The sequence below is a fragment of the Bradyrhizobium sp. LCT2 genome (assembly GCF_009931255.1).
GTDB classification, from domain to species: Bacteria; Pseudomonadota; Alphaproteobacteria; order Rhizobiales; family Xanthobacteraceae; genus Bradyrhizobium; species Bradyrhizobium diazoefficiens.
This window is the reverse complement of record NZ_CP034432.1, coordinates 3,768,330-3,790,560: the sequence shown is the minus strand read 5'-3', so window position 1 is coordinate 3,790,560 and position 22,231 is coordinate 3,768,330. Positions and strand designations below refer to the sequence as shown.

Below are 22,231 nucleotides of genomic sequence, written 5' to 3'. Positions count from 1 at the left end.
AAACGTACGCGACGCGCTCACACGAAATTTCGCTGTCATGCCCCGGCTTGACCGGGGCATCCAGTACGCCGCGGCGTCTCGATTCAAAACTACTGTCTCTGGAATACTGGGTCGCCCGGTCAAGCCGGGCGACGACAGCCTGCCCGACTACGCCTGTCCCGCCTTCGCCAGCTCGACCTCGACGCGCAGCTCGATCTCGGACAGCACGGAATCGAGACCGGGATCGCCCGAGGACGATTTCAGGTTCGCCGCAGCGTCGCGCAGCCGCATCACGGTGGACGCGTCGAGATTGCCGGACAAGAGGCCCATCTTGAGATCGTCGAGCACGTCGAGCGCGGTCTTGCCGCGCGCGACCGAGCGCTTGCGGCGCTCGACCGGATCCTCCTCGATGCCTTGCAACGCGAGCAGGGCATCGATGTTGGCCGCTGCTTTCGGCGCCGCAGCCGCTCGCGTCTCCTGCGCCGACGAGGTGTCGGGCAAGACGAAGGTGCCGGAGCCCGTCCGCCTGGCCTGGCTGGCCGGCGTTCCAAGCGTGGTGCCGTTCGGTCCGTAGATGCGCATCGCAGCAATCCGGGTGATCGATGCCTCACCTTCGCTGTTTTATGGTTAACGGCGCGTAAACAGCCCGGCAAAATCTGCCGACGGGCGGCAGTTTCGCTCCTCAGGGACAACGCCCGCTGACACCGGTCGAAACAGATTTATTCAACCTATTCAGCGACCTACCCCCACTGCCCCGCGTTGGCACAGCACTCGCAAGGAAAGCGTCGGACCAGCTCGTCATGGGAGTGTCGAGGATGGTCCGAGATTTGAGGAGCCTCGGGGAGCAGAGGATGCCAGGCGTTCGTTGGGTGAGGATTGTTGGGGTGGCCTGCGCCGCGCTGTCAGCGCTGGCGCTGTCGGTCACGTCCGCAAGCGCGACCTCGCGCATCAAGGACCTCGCCAATATCGAGGGCGTGCGGCAGAACCAGCTGATCGGCTACGGCCTCGTCGTCGGCCTCAACGGCACCGGCGACACGCTCAACAACATCCCCTTCACCAAGCAGTCGCTGCAAGCGATGCTCGAGCGCATGGGCGTCAACATCCGCGGCGCCACCATCCGCACCGGCAACGTCGCCGCCGTGATGGTGACAGGCAATCTGCCGGCCTTCGCCACCCAAGGCACGCGCATGGACGTCACCGTTTCCGCGCTCGGCGATGCCAAGAACCTCCAGGGCGGCACCCTGCTCGTCACGCCCCTCCTCGGCGCCGACGGCAACGTCTATGCGGTCGCGCAGGGTTCGCTCGCGATCTCCGGCTTCCAGGCCGAGGGCGAAGCGGCGAAGATCGTGCGCGGCGTTCCGACCGTGGGGCGCATCGCCAACGGCGCCATCATCGAGCGCGAGATCGAGTTCGCGCTCAACCGGCTGCCGAACGTGCGCCTGGCGCTCCGCAATGCCGACTTCACCACCGCAAAGCGCATCGCGGCGGCTGTCAACGACTATCTCGGCGTCAAGACCGCCGAGCCGATCGATCCATCGACGGTGCAGCTTTCGATTCCGCCGGAGTTCAAGGGCAACGTCGTCGCCTTCCTCACCGAGATCGAGCAGCTCCAGGTCGACCCCGATCTCGCCGCCAAGATTGTCATCGACGAGCGCAGCGGCATCATCGTGATGGGCCGCGACGTTCGCGTCGCCACCGTCGCGGTGGCACAAGGCAACCTCACCGTCACGATCTCCGAAAGCCCGCAGGTGAGCCAGCCCAATCCGCTGTCCCGAGGGCGGACCGTGGTCGCGCCGCGCAGCAGCGTCAGCGTCACCGAGGACGGCAGGAAGTTGGCACTCGTCAAGGATGGCGTCTCGCTCCAGCAGCTCGTCGACGGCCTCAACGGCCTCGGCATCGGCCCCCGCGACATGATCAGTATCCTCCAGGCGATCAAGGCCGCCGGCGCGATCGAAGCCGATATCGAGGTGATGTGATGCAGACGAGCATGATCAACACCCCGCGCGCCGCCGCCTCCTCGGCCTTCTCGGTGGAAAGCCGCAACGGCCGGCCCGACTTCGAGCTCGCCGCCGCGCTGCAAAAGGTCTCGCCGCAGCAGCAGGCCAAGGCGCAGAAGACCGCCACTGATTTCGAGGCGATGTTCCTCAACAGCATGTTCTCGCAGATGACCTCGGGCCTGAAGGGCGAAGGCCCGTTCGGCGACACAACGGGCACCGGCGTATGGCGCTCGATGCTGACCGAGCAGTATTCCAAGAACTTCGCCAAGGCCGGCGGCGTCGGCGTCGCCACCGAGGTCTACCGCACTCTCATCATGCAGCAGGCGAAAACCGTCCGCACGCATAAGGTCAAACGAGATGAACCAGTTCACCGCCTCACGTCAGCCGATGCAAGCGCAGCGCCCGAACACCGCGCCCGGCAACGCCCAGGCGCGCAAGCTCGCCGAAGACCTGATGGATGCGATGAGCGCCCTGCTCGGACTGATCGAGCGTGAGACCGAACTCGTTCGCGCCGGCAACGTCCGCGAAGCGATGATGCTCGAGAGCAGGAAACAGGAGCTGTCGCGAAACTATGTCGGCGCCGTCAGCCAGTTGAAGGCCAACCAGGCCCAGCTCGCGAAATCGGCGCCCGAGCTGCTTTCGACGCTGCATCGGCATCACGATGCGTTCCGCGCGATGCTCCAGGTCAATCTCACCGTGCTCGCGACCGCGCACGCGGTCTCCGAGAGCGTCGTGCGCGGCGTCAATGCCGAGATCCAGAAGCGCAACGTGCCGAACACCTATACGGCCGCGGGACGCCGCGCCACTCCGGGCCCGCGCCACATCACCCCGCTCACCGTCAGCCGCTCGCTCTGAACGCGCAGAAAACAAGCGACAATTTTACGAAAAACCGCGCGGCGATATCGTCGCGCGGTTAGTCACGTTTCCTTACCGGGTCTTCAATCCTGGTGTTCCATGGTTGCGCATTGAGAGGGGTTGGGATTTGACTCGGACGAGGCAACCAGGAGGCTGCCATGAGTACAGATTTCAGCATCAGGCCGGTGGGGATACCGGCCCCCGCGCAGATCATAACGACGTCGAATGCGGCGGCGAACGAGGCCGTGCAAACCGATTTGCCGGTGAGCCAGACGGTCGCCGCGAGCGATACGAGCGCGCCCGTGCGCAATGATTTGCCGAACAGCGAGAACATCTCGCGGCAGGTGGTGTTCGACCAGGCCGCCGCATCCTTCGTCTTCCAGGTCGTCAACGACAGGACCGACGCCGTGGTCAATCAGTTCCCCGACGAAGCGATGCTGCGCCGGCGAGCTTATTTCCATGCAGAGGATCTGAAGTCCAAACCCTCGCGTCCGCTCAATACGGATGTCAGCGCCTGACGCTCAGGTATCGAGCGTGGCAACCGCGGTCTCGAGATAAGTCGAGTCCGTCGCAGGATCAGTGACGACGTTCTTGATCTGGGCCTTGCGCGCGTCAGTCAGCGTGAATTTGCTATTCCCGAAACGGAACGAGCCGTCTGGAAAGAACGTTCGGCTTATACGCGGTCGACAAAATGCTCATGATGTCGGCCACGACGGGCCTCCATCACGGCCGTCCGGACAGACCGGCAGCGATATTGCGATTGATCTCGATCAGCGGGCGGAAGTGATCGAACTGCGGGCTCATCTGCAGCGCCGCGGTCTGGCTCAGCACGAACACGCTGATGTTGGCGATCTTCTGGCGAACGTCAATCGGCTGCGGATTGTTGTCGCGCATCGCCTCGCTCAGGAAGATCGTCCAGAGCTTGCGGTTGAACATCAGCGCCTGCATGGTCTGCTCGCTGAGCGGATCGGCGTTGTTCACCGCATCCTGGAGCTTGTTGGCGGCCTTGAGCAGGGTCTGCGCCTCGATGTCGCGAGGAGATGCGGTGGTCGTTGCAACACGCGCGTAAGCCGAGGCAGCGGAATTCGACATCAATCACACCCTGGAGGTTACCTAGCCCGTTGAACGCGCTTAAGGATTTCTTTCCCAACCCTAGGCAGCACCGCTTAAGATTTGCTTACGTGTGCGCTTGGAAGCACTCCGGATAATTACGGGTCGCGGAGTTTCTTCGTCAGCGCAAAGCTAGATGCACGCACACACGCTGTAAACTTGCTTCGCGTGATGGGCATCAATCTCAGCTAATCCTGCCTTAGCGATCTCCGTAAAAAGAACGGCGGAGCGTTAGCCCCGCCGCGATATCTCGAGTAGCGGTCTTGCGCTGCGAAATTAGCGGAGCAGCTGCAGCACGCTCTGCTGCGACTGGTTGGCGAGCGACAGCGCGGAGACCGCGATCGACTGGCGGGTCGACAGCGCCTGGCTGTTGGCCGCTTCCTCATTGGTGTCGGCGAGCGTCAGGTTCGATGAGCCGGTCTGCAGCACGTTGATCAGGTTCTTGGAGAAGTCCTGACGCACCTGCACGATCGAGAGGTTCGAACCGAGCGCCGAACCTTCCGAGCGCAGCGTGCTCGAGGCCGCGTTCAGGCTGGTCAGCACCTTGTTGGTGGCGCCGTTGTCGATGAAGTCGACGCCGTTGACGAGGTTGCTGAGGCCGAGACCTGCCGCGTTGAACACCACGCCGTTGATGCCGAGCGTGGAGCTGCCGGTCTCGTTGAAGACGAGCTTCAGCGTGTCGCCGTTGAGCAGGTTGACGCCGTTGAAGGAGGAGTCCTGCGACGTCGTGTCGATCTGCGCCAGAATGTTGTTGAACTGGTTGACCAGGTTCGAGCGCGCCGTCTGCGCGACGGGATCCTGGACCGGCGGCTGCGCGGTGGTGAAGGCCAGAATGCCGGTGATCGTGCCGCCGACCGTGCCGCCCGCAGTTGTCGAACCGAGCGTCGAGGAAGCATATTCATTGACGGTGGTCACCGTCAGCAAGCCATTGGCGTCGATCGTCGCCGTCAAATGGTTCGCCTGAAGCTGCGCGTTGAGCTGGTCGAGCGTCTTGACGGTGCCGTTGGTGCCGTCGCCGAAGGTGACGTTCACCGGCGTGCCGCCGTTGAAGGAAGTGAAGGTCAGCGTCTTGCCGCTGACACCGCCAACACCGGAGGTGCGCGCCGCGGTGAAGGCGGTCGCCGTTCCCGTGTTGCCGCTGAGGCCGAACGCGTGGAGCGCGTTGCCGGTGCCGGTGATCGACAAGTCGGCGTTGATGCCGGTGGAGAGCGCAAGTTGGCCGCTGCTGTTGACGGACGACGGGATCTGGCCCGCAGTGGTCGTCAGCGACGCCGCGCCGTTGAAGATGCTGGCGGTCTTGACGCCGGTGGCAAGGTCGATCGAGTTGAGCAGGTCGGTGAGCGTCGCGCTCTGGATATAGACGGTCGAGTTGCCGTTGCCGTCCGTGACGATGTTGCCGTTGACGCCACCCGAGGTCACGCTGGCCGCCGACTGTGGCGTCTGGGCGTTCTTGAAGGTGATGGTGTGACCATCGATGTTCAGCGTCGAGCCGTCCTGGACCAGGGTGCCGAGCGAGCCCGCGGTCGTCGACCGGTTCGCGGTCACGTTCGCATTGCCTGCACCGGTCGCCGTCGTCAGACCGAGCTTGTTGAGGAAGTCAGCCTTGCCGGTCACGCTCAGATCGGCGCCGGTCGAGCTCTTCAGCGTGACCTGGCCGCCGCCCGAGATGGACGATGCCACCTGAAGCGTACCGATGGGACCGGTCGAACCGCTGACAGCGATGGCCGCCGCGCCTGCGCTGATCGTTGCGGTCTTGACGCCGCTGGCGAGGTCAATCGCGCTGAGGACGTCGTTGACGGTCGCCCTGGGCGCAACCGCGGTTCCCTCATAGACGATCGAGTTGCCATTGCCGTCGGTGGCGATGTGTCCACTGGCGTCGAGACCCCAGCCGGTCGGCTGCGTCGTCGGCGGGATACCGGTGCGGAAGGTGATGGTCTTGCCGTTCACCGTGATGGTGTCGCCGTCCGCGGGTGGCGCGCCGAAGGTGGTGGATGCCGTGGTGCCGAGCAGCGTGGCGGTACCTGACAGTACGGTGGTGCCGTCGGCGGCCGTCGCGGCAAAACCGACCGCCGAGCCCGCGTTCGAACCCAGTGAGGCGCCGAGCGCGGCAGTCCCCGTCACCGGGGTCACGCCACCGGCTGCACCGGTATACAGCACGTTGCTGTTGGCGGTTGCGCTCGCGTAGGAGGTCGTTCCGCGCAGATCGGCCGGTGTCGCACCGGGAATCGTGGTGGAGACGTTCGACTTGGTGGAGTAACCGACCGTGGTCTGCAGCGCCTGATTGGCGATCGATTTCGCGCTGTCGATCAGCTTTTGCAGCGAGGTGATGCCGGTGTTGGCGGCCTGGAGCACCTGCACACCGTTGTTGATGCCGTCGAGCAGGTTGCTGATGTCGCTCGCCCGGTTGTCCAACCCCTGCGCGGTGAAGAAGTTGGTGGGATTGTCGAGCGCCGTGTTGACCTTCTTGCCGGTTGACAGCCGCTCCTGCGTCGTGGCCAGCAAGTCGGCCGTCGACTGCAGCGACAACAGGTTCTGGCGAACTGACGCCGAGAGAACGATGTTGGACATTGGCGAGTCTTCCTCTTGAACCGGATACGAATCGGCCGCGCGGTCTCGAAAGCGGGCTTTGGTCCAGTTTTAGGAGGTGTCCTTTAAAGTATGGTTAACGCCGGTTTAAGCGATAGGGTTAATGGCGAATGAACGCCCCTGCCCGCCTCCGGACGCAAAAAAGCGGCGGGGCACAAAACCCCGCCGCTCTATTTTACCAAGTTATTTCCGCTACTTACTAGCGGAGCAGCTGGAGCACGCTCTGCTGCGACTGGTTGGCCAGCGACAGCGCGGAGACCGCGATCGACTGGCGGGTCGACAGCGCCTGGCTGTTGGCCGCCTCGACGTTGGTGTCGGCCAGCGTCAGGTTGGACGAGCCGGTCTGCAGCACGTTGATCAGGTTCTTGTTGAAGTCCTGACGGATCTGCACCACCGAGAGGTTCGAGCCGAGGCTCGAGGCTTCCGAGCGCAGCGTGCTCGACGCGGCGTTGAGGTTGGTCAGCACCCTGTTGGCCGCGGCGTTGTCGATGAAGTCGACGCCGACGGTCAGCGCAGCAAGGCCCAGACCCTTGGAGTTGTAGGTCACGCCGGTGATGTTCAGGCTCGACTTGCCGGTCTCGTCGAACACCAGCTTGAGCTGATCACCATTGAGCAGGTTGACGCCGTTGAACGAGGAGTCCTGCGAGGTCGTGTCGATCTGGTTCAGGATGTTGTTGTACTGAGACACCAGGTTCGCACGGGCCGTCTGCGCAACGCCATCCTGGACGGGGTTGGAAGCCGTCGAGAACGTGAGCGCCGATGTGAGCGTGCCGCCGATCGCTCCGCCTGCCGACGTCGAACCGAGCGTCGATGACGCATAGTCGTTGGACGCGGTGATCGTCAGCAAACCGTTGGCGTCGATCGTTGCAGACAGGTTGTTGGCCTGAAGCTTCGTGTTGAGCTGATCGAGCGTCTTGACCGTGCCGTTGGTGCCGTCGCCGAAGGTGACGTTGACCGCCGTGCCGCCGTTGAAGGAGGTGAAGGTCAAGGTCTTGCCGGCAATGCCGCCGATGCCCGAGGTGCGTGCCGCGGTGAACGCGGTTGCGCTGCCGGTGTTGCCGGCCAAGCCGAACACGTTCAACGCATTGCCGGTGCCGGTGATGGACAGGTCGGCGTTGATACCGGTCGAGAGCTTGAGCTGACCGGAGGTGTTGATCGACGAGTTCGACTGGCCGGTGGCGGTCGCAAGCGTCGCGGTGCCATTGGCGTTGATCGTCGCGGTCTGCACGCCGGTGGCAAGGTCGATCGCCTTCAGCACGTCGTTGACCGTGCCGGCCTGCAGATAGACCGTCGAGTTGCCGTTGCCGTCGGTGAGGATGTTACCGGTGGCACCGTAACCGCTCGGAACGCTCGGCGCACCGGTCGAGCCCGGGATCGGCGCGTTCTTGAAGGTGATGACGTGACCGTCGACGTTCAGCGTCGAGCCGTCCGCGATGGTCGCGCCCAGCGAGGCCGCGCTCGTGGTCCGGTTGACGTTGACGGTGGCATTTCCAGCACCTGTGGACGTCGTCAGGCCGAGAGCCTTGAGCAGGTCAGCCTTACCGGTGACGCTCAGATCCGCACCCGTCGAGCTCTTCAGCGTGACGGCGCCGGCGGCGGCGGTCGAGACCGCAGCACCTGGCTGGCTGGCGCTCACGGCGATCGTCGCAGCGCCGGAGCTGATGGATACCGTCTTCACGCCGCTGGCCAGATCGATCGCGGACAAGAGATCGTTGACCGTCGCGGAGGCGAGATAGACGGTGGTGTTGCCGTTGCCATCGGTGACGAGGTTGCCGCTGACGCCCGAACCGGACGGAACGGCGGTCGACGCCGGAGCCGCGCCGCTGCGGAACGTGATGGTCTTGCCGTTCACGGTCAGCGTATCGCCGTCGGCAGGCTGGGCGTTGCCGGCCAGGCCGGTTGCGGTCGTGCCGTTGGTGGCGATCAGGGTGATGGCGCCGGTCAGCGCCGTGGTGCCGTCACCGGCCGTTGCGCCAGTGCTTGCAAAGGAGCCGATGGACGCGCCGAGCGTCGTAGTGCCGCTCGCCGCGGTCGTGCCGCCGGCCGTGCCGTTATACAGCACGTTGCTGCTCGCCGTTGCGCTGGCGAAGCTCGTCGTGCCGCGCAGATCAGCGGCGGTCGCACCCGAGATGGTGGTGGAGACGTTGGACTTGGTGGAGTAGCCGACCGTGGTCTGCAGCGCCTGGTTGGCAATCGACTTCGCGGAGTCGATCAGCTTCTGCAGCGAAGTCAGACCGGTGTTGGCGGCCTGCAGCACCTGCACGCCGTTGGCGATGCTATCGAGCAGGTTGTTGATGTCGCTGGCGCGGTTGTCGAGCGACTGGGCGGTGAAGAAGTTGGTGGGATTGTCCAGGGCCGAGTTGACGCTCTTGCCGGTCGACAGACGGTTCTGTGTGGTGGCGAGGAGGTCGGCGGTGGACTGGAGAGAGAGCAGGTTCTGACGAACCGACGCAGAGAGAACAATACCTGACATGACTCTTACCCTTCTGGCTTACGCGTCTTCGTTCGATCGCTTCGGATCGAGTGACGGGGCCAGCGTGCCGCGACATGGCTAACAAAGGGTGAAACGAACATCGCCCGCATAAGCGCCGGTTCACCATAAGCGGGTGGGAAGCGCGGAGTGAGATGGCAATCAGCCTGAAATCATTGGCAATTCTTTGCGCTTACGCTCCATTAACCATAACCGCTGGTTACTTTTCAGAGTGTCGCCTGCCCTCTCAAAACCTCGAGCGATAAACGAAAAAACGGCGGGGCCGAAGCCCCGCCGCCGGATCTTGCTTGCGATGTCTGCCGCCTGTTAGCGGAGCAGCTGGAGCACGCTCTGCTGCGACTGGTTGGCCAGCGACAGCGCGGAGACCGCGATCGACTGGCGGGTCGACAGCGCCTGGCTGTTGGCCGCCTCGACGTTGGTGTCGGCCAGCGTCAGGTTGGACGAGCCGGTCTGCAGCACGTTGATCAGGTTCTTGTTGAAGTCCTGACGAACCTGCACAATCGTCAGGTTCGAACCAAGGCTCGAGGCTTCCGAGCGCAGCGTGCTCGATGCGGCGTTCAGGTTGGTCAGCACCTTGTTGGTGGCGGCGTTGTCGATGAAGTCGACACCGCCGGTCAGCGCGGCGAGGCCCAGACCCTTGGAGTTGTAGGTCACGCCGGTGATGCTCAGGTTCGACTTGCCGGTCTCGTCGAACACCAGCTTGAGCTGGTCGCCGTTCAACAGGTTGACGCCGTTGAACGAGGAGTCCTGCGAGGTCGAGTCGATCTGGTTCAGGATGTTGTTGTACTGGTTGACGAGACTCGCACGCGAGGTCTGCGCAACCGAGTCCTGAACGGGGCTGGAAGCCGTCGAGAAGGTCAGAGCCGTGGTCAGCGTGCCGCCGATCGCACCACCCGCGGCGCTCGATCCGATGGTCGAGGACGCGTAGTCGTTGGTGGTCGAGACCGTCAGCAGGCCGTTGGCGTCGATCGTCGCCGTCAGGTTGTTGGCCTGAAGCTTGGTGTTGAGCTGATCGAGCGTCTTGACCGTGCCGTTGGTGCCATCGCCGAAGGTGACGTTGACCGCCGTGCCGCCGTTGAAGGAGGCGAAGGTCAAGGTCTTGCCGGTGATGCCGCCGACGCCGGAGGTGCGCGCCGCGGTGAAGGCGGTCGAGGTGCCGGTGTTGCCGGCGAGACCAAGCACGTTCAGCGCGTTGCCGGTGCCGGTGACCGACAGGTCGGCATTGACGCCGGTCGAAAGCTTGAGCTGGCCCGAGGCGTTGATCGACGAGTTGGTCTGGCCGGTGGCGGTCGCAAGCGTCGCGGTGCCGTTGGCGTTGATCGTCGCGGTCTGCACGCCGGTGGCAAGGTCGATCGCCTTCAGCACATCGTTGACCGTGCCGGCCTGCAGATAGACCGTCGAGTTGCCGTTGCCGTCGGTGAGGACGTTGCCGCTCGCACCATAACCGGTCGGAACGCTCGGCGCACCGGTCGAGCCCGGGATCGGCGCGTTCTTGAAGGTGATGACGTGACCGTCGACGTTCAGCGTCGAACCGTCCGCGATGGTCGCGCCCAGCGAGGCCGCGCTCGTGGTCCGGTTGACGTTCACGGTGGCGTTGCCGCCGCCCACGGCCGTGGTCAGGCCGAGAGCCTTGAGCAGGTCAGCCTTGCCGGTGACGCTCAGATCCGCACCCGTCGAGCTCTTCAGCGTGACGGCGCCGGCGGCGGCGGTCGAGACCGCAGCACCTGGCTGGCTGGCGCTCACGGCGATCGTCGCAGCGCCGGAGCTGATGGATACCGTCTTCACGCCGCTGGCCAGATCGATCGCGGACAAGAGATCGTTGACCGTCGCGGAGGCGAGATAGACGGTGGTGTTGCCGTTGCCGTCGGTGACGAGGTTGCCGCTGACGCCCGAACCGGACGGAACGGCGGTCGACGCCGGAGCCGCGCCGCTGCGGAACGTGATGGTCTTGCCGTTCACGGTCAGCGTGTCGCCGTCGGCAGGCTGGGCGTTGCCGGCCAGGCCGGTTGCGGTCGTGCCGTTGGTGGCGATCAGGGTGATGGCGCCGGTCAGCGCCGTGGTGCCGTCACCGGCCGTTGCGCCAGTGCTTGCAAAGGAGCCGATGGACGCGCCGAGCGTCGTGGTGCCGCTCGCCGCCGTGGTGCCGCCGGCCGCGCCGCTATACACCACGTTGCTGCTCGCGGTCGCGCTGGCGAAGCTCGTCGTGCCGCGCAGATCAGCGGCGGTCGCACCCGAGATGGTGGTGGAGACGTTGGACTTGGTGGAGTAGCCGACCGTGGTCTGCAGCGCCTGGTTGGCGATCGACTTCGCGCTGTCGATCAGCTTCTGCAGCGAGGTGATGCCGGTGTTGGCGGCCTGCAGCACCTGCACGCCGTTGGCGATGCCGTCGAGCAAATTGTTGATGTCGCTGGCGCGGTTGTCGAGCGACTGGGCGGTGAAGAAGTTGGTGGGATTGTCCAGGGCCGAGTTGACGCTCTTGCCGGTCGACAGACGGCTCTGCGTGGTGGCGAGGAGGTCGGCGGTGGACTGGAGAGAAAGAAGGTTCTGACGAACCGAGGAAGAGAGAACGATACCGGACATTGAGTGTTACCCTTCTGGTACGCAACGCAACAAACTTCGATTAGGATTAATCGATGTCCGGGAAGGTGAACGTCCAGGGCTAACAAAGCATGAAGCGTGTCGCGGGAGTCCTTCCCTGGATTCACCATATGAGCGATCGACGCAGCATCTGGCTTCGCCGTATCGTCATGATCGGATGATGCTTTTTGATACACCGATGAAGCGTTTGCCACTTGTCAACCATAACTCAGAGTGAGCAATTCGCTGTACCGGAATGCATCGCCTTCATCAGCCGAGCGGCAGTCTGATGCCGGCACAAAAGAAAGCGGCGGGGCCGAAGCCCCGCCGCCGGATCTTGCTTGCGATGTCTGCCGCCTGTTAGCGGAGCAGCTGCAGCACGCTCTGCTGCGACTGGTTGGCCAGCGACAGCGCGGAGACCGCGATCGACTGGCGAGTCGACAGCGCCTGGCTGTTGGCCGCTTCCGTGTTGGTGTCGGCCAGCGTCAGGTTGGACGAACCGGTCTGCAGCACGTTGATCAGGCTCTTGTTGAAGTCCTGACGAACCTGCACCACCGAGAGGTTCGAGCCGAGGCTCGAGGCTTCCGAGCGCAGCGTGCTCGACGCGGCGTTCAGATTCGACAGCACCTTGTTGGTCGCGGCGTTGTCGATGAAGTCGACACCGCTGGTCAGCGCGGCGAGACCCAGACCCTTGGAGTTGTAGGTCACGCCGGTGATGCTCAGGTTCGACTTGCCGGTCTCGTCGAACACCAGCTTGAGCTGGTCGCCGTTCAACAGGTTGACGCCGTTGAACGAGGAGTCCTGCGAGGTGGTGTCGATCTGGTTCAGGATGTTGTTGTACTGAGACACCAGGTTGGCACGCGAGGTCTGGGCAACCGTGTCCTGGACGGGGCTGGAAGCCGTCGAGAACGTCAGCGACGTGGTCAGCGTGCCGCCGATCGCACCACCCGCGGCGCTCGATCCGATGGTCGAGGACGCGTAGTCGTTGGTGGTCGAGACCGTCAGCAGGCCGTTGGCGTCGATCGTCGCCGTCAGGTTGTTGGCCTGAAGCTTGGTGTTGAGCTGATCGAGCGTCTTGACCGTGCCGTTGGTGCCATCGCCGAAGGTGACGTTGACCGCCGTGCCGCCGTTGAAGGAGGCGAAGGTCAAGGTCTTGCCGGTGATGCCGCCGACGCCGGAGGTGCGCGCCGCGGTGAAGGCGGTCGAGGTGCCGGTGTTGCCGGCGAGACCAAGCACGTTCAGCGCGTTGCCGGTGCCGGTGACCGACAGGTCGGCATTGACGCCGGTCGAAAGCTTGAGCTGGCCCGAGGCGTTGATCGACGAGTTGGTCTGGCCGGTGGCGGTCGCAAGCGTCGCGGTGCCGTTGGCGTTGATCGTCGCGGTCTGCACGCCGGTGGCAAGGTCGATCGCCTTCAGCACATCGTTGACCGTGCCGGCCTGCAGATAGACCGTCGAGTTGCCGTTGCCGTCGGTGAGGACGTTGCCGCTCGCACCATAACCGGTCGGAACGCTCGGCGCACCGGTCGAGCCCGGGATCGGCGCGTTCTTGAAGGTGATGACGTGACCGTCGACGTTCAGCGTCGAACCGTCCGCGATGGTCGCGCCCAGCGAGGCCGCGCTCGTGGTCCGGTTGACGTTCACGGTGGCGTTGCCGCCGCCCACGGCCGTGGTCAGGCCGAGAGCCTTGAGCAGGTCAGCCTTGCCGGTGACGCTCAGATCCGCACCCGTCGAGCTCTTCAGCGTGACGGCGCCGGCGGCGGCGGTCGAGACCGCAGCACCTGGCTGGCTGGCGCTCACGGCGATCGTCGCAGCGCCGGAGCTGATGGATACCGTCTTCACGCCGCTGGCCAGATCGATCGCGGACAAGAGATCGTTGACCGTCGCGGAGGCGAGATAGACGGTGGTGTTGCCGTTGCCATCGGTGACGAGGTTGCCGCTGACGCCCGAACCGGACGGAACGGCGGTCGACGCCGGAGCCGCGCCGCTGCGGAACGTGATGGTCTTGCCGTTCACGGTCAGCGTGTCGCCGTCGGCAGGCTGGGCGTTGCCGGCCAGGCCGGTTGCGGTCGTGCCGTTGGTGGCGATCAGGGTGATGGCGCCGGTCAGCGCCGTGGTGCCGTCACCGGCCGTTGCGCCGGTGCTTGCAAAGGAGCCGATGGTGGCGCCGAGCGTCGTCGTGCCGCTCGCCGCGGTGGTGCCGCCGGCCGCGCCGCTGAACACCACGTTGCTGCTCGCGGTCGCGCTGGCGAAGCTCGTCGTGCCGCGCAGGTCGGCCGCGGTCGCACCCGAGATGGTGGCGGAGACGTTGGACTTGGTGGAGTAGCCGACCGTGGTCTGCAGCGCCTGGTTGGCGATCGACTTCGCGGAGTCGATCAGCTTCTGCAGCGAGGTGATACCAGTGTTGGCAGCCTGCAGCACCTGCACGCCGTTGGCGATGCCATCGAGCAGATTGTTGATGTCGCTGGCGCGGTTGTCGAGCGACTGGGCGGTGAAGAAGTTGGTGGGATTGTCCAGGGCCGAGTTGACGCTCTTGCCGGTCGACAGACGGTTCTGCGTGGTGGCGAGGAGGTCGGCGGTGGACTGGAGGGAGAGGAGGTTCTGACGAACCGACGCGGAGAGGACGATGCCTGACATGACTCTGTTACCCTTCTGGTAAACGACGCTACTGTTACGCGTCTGCTTGGATCGAGATTGACCCAGCGACCGGCGGACCCTGGCGTCGAGACCTCTAACGAAACATGAAATGAAACCCGTGCTTTTGCCGAACGCCGCGTGATTCGGCCGGGGGAAGCCCCGCACGTCGCCGCGCCGCCGCACGGACATGGCGTTGGGAAGATTGAGTTTTTTCGCGCAGATGCGGGAGATTTACAGCTCGTTAACTAATTCCGAGCGAGAATCACGCCCTGATAAGCCGCAACGAGCGCTCGGTTACGAAAGCGTTGATGGAGAACAGGCATGGCTCTCAAGGTCGAGCTCAAACCGCACGAACGCATCATCGTCGGCAACTCGGTGATCACTAATACGGACCAGCGCGCCCGCCTCCTGATCGACGGCGAGAACGTGCCGATCCTGCGCGAGCGCGACATCCTCACCCCGGAAACTGCAAACACGCCCGCCAAGCTTGTCTATCTGGCCGTCCAGCTCATGTATATCTCGCCGGATCCGCAGACCCAGCACGGCACCTATTTCAACCTCGTGCGGGACATCGTCACCGCGGTGCCGAGTTCCTGGCCGATCATCGAAGCCATCAACAACAACATCCTGAACGGCGACCTCTACCGGGCGCTGAAGGATGCCCGCAAGCTGATCGCCTATGAGGAGAAGCTGCGAGGCCAGTACGAGGCCACGCATCCCAAGGCGGAAGCGGACAAGGACGACGTCAGCACCGCCGCCTGATCACGGCGTTCACGCGGCCGAGCCGCGCGAACGACAACGCTGCCCAACGACAACGGCCCCGGATCGCCTCCGGGGCCGTTGTCGTTTCGGCCATGCATCGATGCTACTGCGCCGCGAGCGGCGGCGCCTCGACCTCGATCACTCCCTCGCCAACCCGCCGTGCGCCGAAATCCAGCACCGCCGCAATCAGCGCATCGATGTCCGTCTCGTCGGTGCGGTGATTGACGATCGCGGCGCGGATCGCGAACTTGCCGTCCAGCGTGGTGCTCGATGGCGCAGCGATGCCGGCTTCCTGGACATCAGCGACGATCTCGCGATTGACCGTATCATTGGCGCGGTAACGGAAGCAGACGATGTTGAGGTTCACCGGCGCCAGCAACTCCAGCCGCGGCTCGGCCAGCACGCGCGCTTCCAGATATTTTGCCAGTGCGCAGCTTCGCGCGATCACCGTGCCCAGCCGGTCGGTGCCGAACGTCTTCAGCGTGAACCAGGTCTTCAGCGCGCGGAAGCCGCGCGACAGATCGGGGCCGAGATCGCAGGGCCAGACCGTGCCCGCCGCAAGCCCCCTCGCCTCGCGGCTCAGATAGGCCGCCGGCTGCGCAAAGGCCTGCCGGTGCTGCTCGCCGTCGCGCACCAGCAGGAAGCCGGCGTCGTAGGGCACCTGTCCCCATTTGTGGAAATCGAGCGCAATGGAATCCGCAAGCTCGATGCCGCCGAGCAGCGGCGCGAGCTCGGGCGCCAGGATCGCGAGCGCACCGAACGCGCCGTCGACGTGAAACCAGATTCCTTCCTCGCGGCACAGCTCCGCGACGGCCTTGAGGTCGTCGATCGCGCCGATATCGACCGTGCCTGCGGAGGCGACGACGAGGAACGGCTTGAAGCCAACCTCGCGATCGACGGCGATCTGCGCACGCAGCGCGGCGACATCGATGCGATGATCGGCATCGACGTCGATCTTGCGCAGCGCATCGGTGCCGAGACCGGCAATGTCCATCGCCCGCGAAATACAGCCATGCGCGGCACGCGACGTGTAGGCGGTGAGCAGCGCGCCGTCATTGCCGATGCCGTACTGCCGCACCAGCGTGCCGAGTGCGCTGGTACGCGCCACCAGCACCGCCATCAGATTGGCCATCGACGTGCCCGTGACGAAGATGCCGCTCGCACTCTCCGGGAAGGCGAACAGGCGGCGCATCCAGTCGACGATCTGGCGCTCGACCTCGATGGGCATGTGGTCGCGGCCGCCGAGATTGGCGTTGAGGCCAGCGGCGAGCATTTCCGCGAGCATGCCGACCGCAGTGCCCCCGCCATGCACCCAGCCCATGAAGCCGGGGTGGACGTTGCCGGTCGCATAGGGCGCGACATGCTCGACGAATTCGCGATAGACATCGGCGAGATCGCTTGCCTCGCGTGGCACGTCGGCCTTGAATGCCGCGCGGGCGTCATCGGGGATCGGCTGCCACACCGGACGCGCACGAATGTTGGCGATGCCGTCGATCGTCTCGTCCAGCATGCGATGAGCGAGCGCACGAAACGCGCTCCAGTCCTGCGGATCGAGCGAGGTGTCAGTGGCGGGGGCTTGCGTCTTGCGGACGATCTCGTTCATGCTGCACTCTCCTCGCCGGCCCCTGCGTGCCGCGACAGCATTGCTGTGAACGCGGCAAAGATCTTGCGCATCTGCGGCGGCTTGTATGGAAACACGGCCGGCGGATCCATGTTGTGCACGACGGCGGTGTTGTCGGCCTCGAACACCAGCAGCTCGCCGTCCTGATTCTCGGCGCAATCGACGATGAAATAGTCGAGGCCGACGCGCCGGCTCATCTCGTCGAGCGCGTTGCGATGACGCGCGGCAAATGCATGATCGAACTCGAGCATGAAGGCGGCTTCTTCAGCTCGCTTCTCTTCACTGAACGCCATGTAGGCGTTGAGATACCAGATGTCCCAGCGGTCGGCGATCGCCATGTGGCAGGCGTAGGGTTTGCCGTCGACCATGGTAAGACGGTATTTGCGGTAAAGCCCGTCGGGGCTCGCGTAGTTGACGAAGCGCGCGACGAAGAAGTCCTGCTCCTGCCGATCAGAGAGATAGGCCGCGAGCGCCGCAGCATCGTCGATCTTCGCGAGCCCGACACCGGCATGCGTGCCGCGCGGCCGCACGATCATCGGAAAGTGCAGTTCGCTCACGATGTCCTTGCAGGCGATCTTCCCTTCCGAAATATCCGACAATTGCGCGCGCGTCACATGGACGGTCGCGGGAATGTCGAGACGGGGGATGCCCGCCAACAGCCGGTACAGCTTGTCGCGATCGAGATTGCCGATGAGCTCGGGGCGATTGAGCAACGGCCGCGGCCAGTGCGGCGCGGCCCGTTCGATGACGGCGAGCGCCTCCCGGCATTCCTCGGAATCGGATGCGACCACGATGGCGACGTCGTGATCAGGCAATGTCTCCGGCAGGCCGACGCCTTTGACCACGTAGAGCGTCAACAACTCGATATCGGAGCCTTCGAGCAGAAACTCGATCGGCGTGTTGCCACCCATGTCGATATCGGCCGCCAGCGCGAGCACGCGCAGGCGGGGCTTCGCAACCGCGCAAGGCGTACGAAACAATTGGTGGAAGGCGAGCACCTCGGTCTGGATCACGAGCCCGGCCTCCTTCTCGCCGAGGAGCTGGGCGATCAACGACAGATCCAGGCCTTCGCCCGCCTCCGCCGTCCCTTCCGCGATCCGCGCCAGAAGCCGCTCGCGCAACGGATGCAGATCGCCGCCCTCGAAGGCCCGGCGCGTCAACTGCGCAAAGCCGATGCGGTCGGAATAGTCCGGCGCCGTCGCGCCGTTCGGCGCTGAAACAGGATGCAACATCTTAGACCTCGAACACAGGCTTTCCCGGCGCAGCCGCGGCACTGTCAAGCAGCAGCTCGATCTTCACCACAACGTGGGCGATGCGATCGAGGATATGCTGCAAATTGCGTTGCGCTTGCGCGGCGTCCGCGGACCAGGCTTCGGTGACGAGCCGCGCGCCGACGCACAGCCGCAGCGCGGCCTGCGGCTTGCCGTCCGGCTGGTCAAACCGTACTGGCTGGCCGACGAGGAAGCGTTGCGCGGCAACCTGCCGATCCGCCGCACTGCCGTCGATGTCGCCGTTCATGTCACGCGCCAGGGCGCGATGCACGGCGCCGGTCTCGGCGATGGAGACCGGCTTGCCGTCGCGCAGCAGCGTGAACGGAAAGATCGTGGCTTGCGCGAATTCCTCGTCGTCCGTCCCGGACATCCCGATCGCGGCCGGAACGGCCCGAAGCGACGGGGACAGCGCAATCATGCTGTCGATGCCGGCCGCGAGCTCGGCCAGCGCCTTGGCGCGGAATGCGCCGGGCACGGCATAGTAGCTGCCGATCTCGCTGAGCGCCGCCTCCCAGCGCAGCCATTGACCGAAATTCGGCCGGCGCTCGAAGCGCGAGCGCAGCCCCGTCCAGGCCTTCGGCCAGTCGCTGCGGCCGGCATAATCGAAGAAGCCCGGCGCGATCTCGCCGATCCGGCCGAGCGAGCGCGACAGGCCTTTCGGCACCAGCAGCGCGCCGCTGAAGGCGGGGCCGCCGAAGAATTTCGAGCCCGTCATCAGCACCATGTAGCCGCGGTCGAGATAGGAGCGCAGCCGGCGGCGGCCGAGCCGCGCCTGACAGGCATCGACGACGATTTGGACCTTGCCGGGCCAGCGTCGCGCAATCTCGTCGAGGCAGGCCACGCTCGGCGCGCGCCAGCCGAGTTTTGAAGAATCCATGATCTGCAACAGAACGCGCCGACCTTGCGCGAGGCTGGTCTCGACCGCGCGCAGCACCGCTTCATCCGCATCCGGGCGCATCGCAATGCCGGGCGCCGTGTCGAGCAGCGGCACCGCGACGCTGTCGCCGGCGAGCCCCGCCACCGCACCGTCCTTGCGGACCGAAAAGCCGCTCGCCGTCATCGTGCTGAAATGGTGCCCGCGTGCGGTATGGGGCGTCCCGCTTCCGGTCTGATCCGTGCCGACCACGATCGTCACCGGCGAGGCGCCGAGCACCGCGCGTGCCAGAAACAGGGCGTGGAGCTGGGAGTCGGTGCCGGACGGCGAGAACACGACGTCGACGCGCGGCGAGACCTGGAGGTGTCCGCGCAGCTCTTCGCGCATGTCCTCGCAGCGCGCATCGAAGGCGACCTCGACCTCGTCGAACAGGCACTTGTGCATCAGCTCTTCGCGCGCCAGCGCAGCGCGGTCATAGGCCGATTGCGAGATCACCGACGCGGTCGAGGAGGCGAAATTCCAGATCTCCGGCTCCGGAGAGGCCGCGCAGCCATAGGCGTTGACGCGGTCCTTCGGATCGAGCGTCAGGCGCGGATCTCCGCCGCAAACCAGCAGCGTGTCGAGCGGCGTGAACAGATCGCGCAAGCGGTAGCGCGAGCCGCCGTCGGACGCTCGCTCCAGGTCTGCCAGACGGGATGCGCCGACGCTCATCCCGAGAGGCTCACGCCGCATCGGCCGCCGCCGCGGGCGCCGGCGCGAATTGCGAGGCAATGTCGCCGTGGAACACCGATGGCCCAACATGGTCGAGCGAGCTCTGGATGTCGGCCCAGATCTCGCCGCCGATATCGGTCCAGCGCTTGCAGAAGGCGAAGTCCTCGGAGAGATAGGTGCCGGTGGCCGGATCGATCATGCATTCGAACAGCGCGAACCGGTTCTGGCTCGCCGCCAGCGTATCGTGCGAGTGCTCGCGGAAGAATTGCAGGCCGGCGTGATTCGGATGGCGGCACATCGCCTCCAGCACGTGGCGCCGGATCATCAGGAAGCCGGTGCCGGCATAGCGCACGCGGGTGAAGCCGTTGACCACGACGATGCGGTCGGGGTCCTCGATCTCGAGCACGTAGTCGAGCGAAGCCGCCGGCACGTCGGCGCGGCCCGCCTCGACCGCGCGTTTCGCCTTGTCCCAGTTGACCCGCTTGATCGGATAGCAGCCCGCGACGACGTCGGCGCCGCATTCGATCAGCCGGAACACCTGCTCCGGCTTGAAGCCGATATCGGCATCGATGAACAGGAAATGCGTCGCCTTGGGATCGTCCAGGAACATCGCGGCCAGGTTGGCCCGCGCGCGCGTGATCAGGGCGTCGCCGTCGCGGAGCAGCACCTTGAACTCGAGATTGGACATGCCGTGCACGGCGCGCTGGAGCGCGAAGATCGAGCTCGCATAGATGCTCGACACCTGCCCGCCGAAGCAAGGCGTTGCCACCACCAGCTGCATCTTGTCCGACATCGAAAGCCCCGCCCCGCTCCAATCCTCACCAAGAGGTAAACAGGCATGGTTAACGGCGCCTTAACGCATCCCTACAGGAACTTGACGAGCGAGAGCTGCGCCAGCTTCGAGGTCACCTGGTAGGAGGCCTGGAGCGCGTTCTGGAGCGCCAGAATCTCGCTCGCGACCTGGTCCGGCGGGGCCGATTCCGCCTGGTCGATGATGGTCTGGAGCTGCGCCTTGGCCTGGGTCTGGCGCGTGCTCGCGTCCTTCATCGTGTTCTGGGCCATCGCGATGTCGGTCTGGATGTCCTCGATACGCTGCTGGCCCGGCTGCTGGGTCAGCGCCTGCGTCACCCGCAGGCTCAGCGCCGAGACCTGCCCGCCCGAATACTGCCCGGTCGGCGAGGTCGAGAACGTCCCGAACACGGCGATCGCCTGCAACTGCCGCCGGATCGCATCCTCGTCGGCCTGCGCGCCATATTGCACCGTGACGGAATCGTCGACCCGCGCCATCGCGGTGGAGCGCGGCGAACCGGGCCCGTCATTGCCGAGATACCATTTCACCGTAGTGGCCGAGCCATTCACCAGCGTCGTCGCCGAGCTCGCTGGCGAGGAGCCGACGCGCAGCGGCGGCTGCGTCGCGGTCTCCGGCGTCGCGCTGAAACCGATCGAACCCAGCGCCCCGGTATTCGAGCTCGTGATGTTCAGGCTCGCCGCATCGTCCGTGTTGATCGTGATCGAACCGCCGTGGATCGTCGAGGGCTTCGAAGTCCCCGTGATCTGGTCGATCTTGCTCATCAGGGTCTGGATGCTGTCGCCGACATTGAGCTGGTTGCCGGTCGCACCCGAGCTGACGAAAGTGAGCGTGGTCCCGTTGACGGTGATGGTGTCGCCGGCGACGAAGCCCGGCGAGATCGAGTCCGAGGGGCTCGTGCCGGACAGCGCCGTCGCCCCACTGATCGGTGCGGGCGGAGCCGCCTGGTTGCTCTTCGGAGTACCGATCGCAGAGCTGGCCGTGTTGAAGAAATTGTCGCCGGCGGTCACGGCCGACGCTGCCACAAGCGAGGTGTTGGCAAGTTTCTTGATCGCGGTGTTCAGCGCGGTGTTGAGGTTCGCCGCGGTATTGTTCGGGTTAACCGGGACGCTTGCATCGATCGCAAAGCTGCCGAGCGGCGTCGGCGTCGCCGTCGACGCCGTCAGGTCGATCTGCTCGGTCGTACCATCAGGCAGCGTGAACTGGACGCTCAGCTTGTCGCCGTTGCTGGGATTGGTTCCGTTGAGATCGACGGAGAACGACACCGGCGAGCCGCTCGGGCCGGTGACGGTCGCGCCCGTCAACGTCGAGGAGACCGCCTTGATCTTGAGCCCGAACGGCGATCCCGCGACGTCCTCCGACACCTGCACCGAGCTTGGCGTCGGCTGCGTCTGCACCAGCCGGCCCATGCCGTTGGCGCCGAGATCGGCGGCCTGGCGCTCCGCCATGACGGCCTTGAGACCCGCCTGCGTCGTGGTCCCGTTGATGATGTCGCCGGCATCCGCGACCGACTGCGTGTTGACGGCGGTTCCGGAGAACAGATAGCGGTTGCCCGTCTGCGTGTTGAGAACGCCGACCATCGAGCCGAACTGGGCGGCAGCGGTGTTCTGCGCGACCGTCTGGCCGTTGACGTTGAGATCCTGCGCGGTGTTGGCGGAGCCCGTCTGCACCGTGCTGCGGATCTTGGTCAGCGACTGCAGCGCGGTATTGGCGAGGTTGATGCTGACGTTGACGTTGGTGATGGTGTCGGTATAGGCGGCGATATTGGAGATCTGCGCGCGCCCGGCGATCGCAAAGCCCTCGTTGGTGCCCATGCCGGAATAGTTCTGCGACAGCTTGCCGGTCGAGAGCTGCGTCGACAGGTCGGTGAGCTGCTGATTGATGTTGCGGATCTGCGAGCCGAGAACCGACGAGGAGTAGTTGATGCTGCTGATCGACATGTTTCAGAGCCCTGT

General features: G+C 65.0%; 15 protein-coding genes and 1 pseudogene. 5 read left to right on the top strand and 11 right to left on the bottom strand.

The window, feature by feature from the left end:
• Positions 1 to 147 precede the first annotated feature (147 nt).
• Complete coding sequence (locus tag EI171_RS18170; RefSeq protein ID WP_092191940.1) at positions 148 to 561, bottom strand: flagellar assembly protein FliX; 414 nt, start codon at positions 559 to 561, stop codon at positions 148 to 150.
• A gap of 269 nt (positions 562 to 830) precedes the next feature.
• On the opposite strand from EI171_RS18170, the gene EI171_RS18165 reads away from it, so the two are divergent.
• The 4 genes and pseudogenes from EI171_RS18165 to EI171_RS18150 all read left to right on the top strand — a co-directional run bounded on the left by EI171_RS18165 (position 831) and on the right by EI171_RS18150 (position 3,349).
• Positions 831 to 1,955 carry a flagellar basal body P-ring protein FlgI gene (locus tag EI171_RS18165; RefSeq protein WP_028173283.1) on the top strand — a complete coding sequence of 375 codons (1,125 nt, stop codon included), beginning with the start codon at positions 831 to 833 and terminating at the stop codon, positions 1,953 to 1,955.
• Positions 1,955 to 2,317 (top strand): annotated as a pseudogene (gene flgJ, locus EI171_RS18160) (flagellar assembly peptidoglycan hydrolase FlgJ); the annotation flags it as partial. The gene EI171_RS18165 and the pseudogene flgJ, both read left to right, overlap by 1 nt.
• Positions 2,318 to 2,333: 16 nt before the next feature.
• The gene (locus EI171_RS18155; RefSeq protein WP_011088582.1) at positions 2,334 to 2,831 is read left to right on the top strand and encodes a hypothetical protein; all 498 of its coding nucleotides are present in this window, start codon (positions 2,334 to 2,336) and stop codon (positions 2,829 to 2,831) included.
• Positions 2,832 to 2,989: 158 nt separating this feature from the next.
• Positions 2,990 to 3,349, top strand: a complete 360-nt coding sequence (locus EI171_RS18150) for a hypothetical protein (RefSeq protein ID WP_011088583.1) — start codon at positions 2,990 to 2,992, stop codon at positions 3,347 to 3,349.
• 205 nt (positions 3,350 to 3,554) lie between these two features.
• Here the strand turns inward: EI171_RS18150 and flaF are convergent, their stop codons facing one another.
• The 5 genes from flaF to EI171_RS18125 form a co-directional block, all read right to left on the bottom strand.
• Entirely contained in the window at positions 3,555 to 3,923 is a 369-nt protein-coding gene (flaF, locus tag EI171_RS18145; RefSeq protein WP_008554779.1) for a flagellar biosynthesis regulator FlaF, read from the bottom strand.
• 294 nt (positions 3,924 to 4,217) lie between these two features.
• Positions 4,218 to 6,509 (bottom strand): DUF1522 domain-containing protein, encoded by a 2,292-nt coding sequence (locus EI171_RS18140; RefSeq protein WP_011088584.1) that lies wholly within the window; start codon positions 6,507 to 6,509, stop codon positions 4,218 to 4,220.
• A 217-nt stretch (positions 6,510 to 6,726) separates the two neighbouring features.
• The gene (locus EI171_RS18135; protein WP_161534327.1) at positions 6,727 to 9,000 is read right to left on the bottom strand and encodes a DUF1522 domain-containing protein; all 2,274 of its coding nucleotides are present in this window, start codon (positions 8,998 to 9,000) and stop codon (positions 6,727 to 6,729) included.
• Between the two features lie 324 nt (positions 9,001 to 9,324).
• Positions 9,325 to 11,598, bottom strand: a complete 2,274-nt coding sequence (locus tag EI171_RS18130) for a DUF1522 domain-containing protein (RefSeq protein WP_161534326.1) — start codon at positions 11,596 to 11,598, stop codon at positions 9,325 to 9,327.
• A gap of 357 nt (positions 11,599 to 11,955) precedes the next feature.
• On the bottom strand, positions 11,956 to 14,229 hold the full coding sequence (locus EI171_RS18125; RefSeq protein ID WP_011088587.1) for a DUF1522 domain-containing protein: 2,274 nt from the start codon (positions 14,227 to 14,229) through the stop codon (positions 11,956 to 11,958).
• Positions 14,230 to 14,550: 321 nt separating this feature from the next.
• Here EI171_RS18125 and flbT point away from each other — a divergent pair, with 321 nt between their 5' ends.
• The gene (gene flbT, locus EI171_RS18120) at positions 14,551 to 14,991 is read left to right on the top strand and encodes a flagellar biosynthesis repressor FlbT (RefSeq protein ID WP_011088588.1); all 441 of its coding nucleotides are present in this window, start codon (positions 14,551 to 14,553) and stop codon (positions 14,989 to 14,991) included.
• Positions 14,992 to 15,094: 103 nt separating this feature from the next.
• On the opposite strand, the gene EI171_RS18115 is transcribed toward flbT, so the two are convergent.
• From EI171_RS18115 to EI171_RS18095, 5 genes are all read right to left on the bottom strand, one after another.
• The gene (locus EI171_RS18115) at positions 15,095 to 16,594 is read right to left on the bottom strand and encodes an aspartate aminotransferase family protein (RefSeq protein WP_161534325.1); all 1,500 of its coding nucleotides are present in this window, start codon (positions 16,592 to 16,594) and stop codon (positions 15,095 to 15,097) included.
• On the bottom strand, positions 16,591 to 17,844 hold the full coding sequence (locus tag EI171_RS18110; protein ID WP_028173277.1) for a RimK family alpha-L-glutamate ligase: 1,254 nt from the start codon (positions 17,842 to 17,844) through the stop codon (positions 16,591 to 16,593). Before EI171_RS18110 ends, EI171_RS18115 begins: the two co-directional genes overlap by 4 nt.
• 1 nt (position 17,845) lies before the next feature.
• The gene (locus tag EI171_RS18105; protein WP_161534324.1) at positions 17,846 to 19,489 is read right to left on the bottom strand and encodes a hypothetical protein; all 1,644 of its coding nucleotides are present in this window, start codon (positions 19,487 to 19,489) and stop codon (positions 17,846 to 17,848) included.
• Positions 19,479 to 20,261, bottom strand: a complete 783-nt coding sequence (locus EI171_RS18100) for a hypothetical protein (RefSeq protein ID WP_161534323.1) — start codon at positions 20,259 to 20,261, stop codon at positions 19,479 to 19,481. The genes EI171_RS18105 and EI171_RS18100 overlap by 11 nt, the downstream gene beginning before the upstream one ends.
• Positions 20,262 to 20,332: 71 nt before the next feature.
• Positions 20,333 to 22,216 carry a flagellar protein gene (locus EI171_RS18095; RefSeq protein ID WP_161534322.1) on the bottom strand — a complete coding sequence of 628 codons (1,884 nt, stop codon included), beginning with the start codon at positions 22,214 to 22,216 and terminating at the stop codon, positions 20,333 to 20,335.
• Between the last annotated feature and the right edge of the window lie 15 nt (positions 22,217 to 22,231).